This window comes from Vibrio sp. 2304 (genome assembly GCF_033339475.1).
Lineage (GTDB): Bacteria > Pseudomonadota > Gammaproteobacteria > Enterobacterales > Vibrionaceae > Vibrio > Vibrio alginolyticus.
The window spans coordinates 1-837 of record NZ_JAWOUQ010000050.1; the positions used below are offsets into that span (position 1 = coordinate 1).

At 56.0% G+C, this 837-nt stretch carries 1 protein-coding gene; it reads right to left on the reverse strand.

Annotation, left to right across the window (positions count from 1 at the left end; genetic code table 11):
* The coding region (locus tag R7P64_RS24165) for an IS5-like element IS5 family transposase (protein WP_318124133.1) at positions 1–827 on the reverse strand (827 nt) is incomplete at its 3' end.
* Positions 828–837 lie beyond the last annotated feature (10 nt).

The window sequence follows — 837 nt, forward strand, 5'->3', positions numbered from 1 at the left end:
TCCACCTTGGCCCGGATGCTGGCTTTCATGTATTCGATGTTGATGGCCGTTTTGTTCTTGCGCGGATGCTGCTTCAAGGTTTTTACCTTGCCGGGACGCTCGGCGATCAGCCAGTCCACATCCACCTCGGCCAGCTCCTCGCGCTGTGGCGCTCCTTGGTAGCCGGCATCGGCTGAGACAAATTGCTCCTCTCCATGAAGCAGATTACCCAGCTGATTGAGGTCATGCTCGTTGGCCGCGGTGGTGACTAGGCTGTGGGTCAGGCCACTCTTGGCATCGACACCAATGTGGGCCTTCATGCCAAAGTGCCACTGATTGCCTTTCTTGGTCTGATGCATCTCCGGATCGCGTTGATGCTCTTTGTTCTTGGTAGAGCTGGGTGCCTCAATGATGGTGGCATCCACCAAAGTGCCTTGGGTCATCATGACGCCTGCTTCGGCCAGCCAGCGATTGATGGTCTTGAACAATTGACGGGCCAGTTGATGCTGCTCGAGCAGGTGGCGGAAATTCATGATGGTGGTGCGATCCGGCAGGGCGCTATCCAGGGATAATCGGGCAAACAGGCGCATGGAGGCGATTTCGTACAGGGCATCTTCCATGGCACCGTCGCTCAGGTTGTACCAATGCTGCATGCAGTGAATACGCAGCATGGTCTCCAGCGGATAGGGCCGTCGGCCATTGCCCGCCTTGGGATAAAACGGCTCGATGACTTCCACCATGTTTTGCCATGGCAGAATCTGCTCCATGCGGGAGAGGAAAATCTCTTTTCGGGTCTGACGGCGCTTAGTGCTGAATTCACTATCGGCGAAGGTGAGTTGATGGCTCATGATGTCCCTC